A 308-nucleotide genomic window follows, 5' to 3' on the forward strand; every position below is an offset into this window, starting at 1 on the left:
TCCATTGATAATCCCACATACCTTCTACAAATAAATCCCAAGTATCATCTTTCGGCATTTGTCCCCACACCATATCCCCCTGTCCACTGCCTCGCCTTGCTTGACGAAACTCGCTTTGAAGGATAGATATGGCTTTATTTGTTCCAACCATTACAACAGGTATACCAATTGTATTAACAAGTGTGACAAAGAAATTTAACATCTTGTCCGACCCACCACTTTTGCTTAAATTTAAGTGTTGTATTTCGTCAATAATTAATATTCCGATAGCATGTAAACTTGCTAAATGGGTCATGTGTTGTAGCATT

1 protein-coding gene is annotated in these 308 nt (G+C 38.0%); it reads right to left on the minus strand.

What is annotated here, in order from left to right:
- Positions 1-307 (minus strand): ATP-binding protein (locus KVT27_RS24150; RefSeq protein ID WP_217582127.1); only part of this gene is annotated, 307 nt, incomplete at its 3' end.
- Position 308: the final 1 nt, after the last annotated feature.

The sequence above is a fragment of the Lysinibacillus sp. GbtcB16 genome (assembly GCF_019091145.1).
Classification (GTDB): domain Bacteria; phylum Bacillota; class Bacilli; order Bacillales_A; family Planococcaceae; genus Lysinibacillus; species Lysinibacillus fusiformis.